The sequence below is a fragment of the Variovorax sp. 01N429 genome (assembly GCF_056399425.1).
The window spans coordinates 1-404 of record NZ_JBFTRG010000169.1 but is presented as its reverse complement, the minus strand read 5'-3'; the positions used below and the strand labels follow the sequence as shown (position 1 = coordinate 404).

Genomic DNA, 404 nt, shown 5'->3' with positions numbered 1-404 from the left:
TCCCGGTGCACATCCTTCGGGTCATCGCCGGGCACGGCTCCATCGAGACGACCCAGCGGTACCTGCATTCAAGCCCGCGAACCATCCAGAACGCCGGGGTTACGCTTGCCGACTTCCTCGCCGGGAAGGTGAACTTCTGGCGAGACGCCGAACCGGAACCCCCGGCGAAGGCGGTGGAACCGCCCTCGCGAGGGCACCTCCGCCTCGTCCAGTAATTCCGTACGACCCGGCCGTTCAGGGCCCGGTGACGCTCCTCGTAGCGTTGCCGGGCCCTTTTGCTTCTGAGGACGCCCCGTCAGTCGCCGTGGTCGAGGATGTACGGGTGCACCGGGGCGTCCGCGTGGAAGGGCTCGAACCAGGTCATGGCGTCCGATGCCGCGTTGTCGAGGCCTGCGTCGTAGAGC

1 pseudogene is annotated in these 404 nt (G+C 67.6%); it reads left to right on the top strand.

The features are described from left to right. A pseudogene (locus AC1DSF_RS31095) lies at positions 1-215 on the top strand (hypothetical protein); the annotation flags it as partial. Positions 216-404: the final 189 nt, after the last annotated feature.